2 protein-coding genes are annotated in these 776 nt (G+C 62.5%); both read right to left on the minus strand.

Going from position 1 to position 776, the window contains the following annotated elements; translation table 11 throughout:
• Positions 1-3: 3 nt before the first annotated feature.
• Complete coding sequence (gene tnpB, locus F4U94_RS24165; RefSeq protein ID WP_120249824.1) at positions 4-351, minus strand: IS66 family insertion sequence element accessory protein TnpB; 348 nt, start codon at positions 349-351, stop codon at positions 4-6.
• Entirely contained in the window at positions 348-677 is a 330-nt protein-coding gene (locus F4U94_RS24170) for a transposase (protein WP_120249825.1), read from the minus strand. The genes tnpB and F4U94_RS24170 overlap by 4 nt, the downstream gene beginning before the upstream one ends.
• Positions 678-776 lie beyond the last annotated feature (99 nt).

A 776-nucleotide genomic window follows, 5' to 3' on the forward strand; every position in this document is an offset into this window, starting at 1 on the left:
CGATTATCCGGCCAATGTCGGCCGCCAGGTTGCTTGCGGATTACGCCAGTCGATCGCCTCCAGCATGCAAGCCAACTGGGAGGCGGAGATGGCAATTACCCCATCTACAGCCGATGGCCAGATATACTTCCCCCGCTCCAGGCGTTTGGCATAGAGCGACATGCCAACGCCATCATGCCACAGGATCTTGCACAGGTCGCCACGGCGCCCTCGGAAGACATAGAGATCACCGGCATGGGGATCCCGACTGAAACTCTGCTGCACCTGCAGGGCCAGGCTGCGCATGCCGCGCCGCATGTCCGTGTGCCCCGTTGCGATCCATATCCGAACGCCTGAGGGTACAGGGATCACGGCTTGACTGACCGCAGCACTGCCGACACCAACCCAGGCGAAGCGCCAACGGGAATACGCACGATCGCCCGATCAAACTCGACGATAATCGCCGATCCCATGACCGGCACCGGGTCAGTCTGCACCTGCACCTCGGCAAAGCCCTGCGCTGCCTGACCCATCTGCCGCCGCCATCTGTAGATCTGGTTCGGCCGTAGGTCAGCACGGCGGGCAATCTCCGCCACGTTCGCCCCGGGAGCCGAAACAGCCGCGACCAACTCGCGCTTCTGCTGGTCCGTCCATACTCGCCGCCGCTCCGGGCCTGAAATTACCGTGATCTGAGTCATCGCACCGTTCCTAGTATCGGTGCAAACACCGGCGCTTGCACCGGTGCCATCTCGAAATATCAGCCGATCACCGCAAGGCGGCCCTCACCGGAGCGATAC

The organism is Sphingobium limneticum (assembly GCF_008710155.1).
Lineage (GTDB): Bacteria > Pseudomonadota > Alphaproteobacteria > Sphingomonadales > Sphingomonadaceae > Sphingobium > Sphingobium limneticum.

What these genes read in the sequence shown, in the direction of transcription:
- F4U94_RS24170 (WP_120249825.1), bottom strand. Translation starts at nt 677, where the DNA reads ATGACTCAGATCACGGTAATTTCAGGCCCGGAGCGGCGGCGAGTATGG.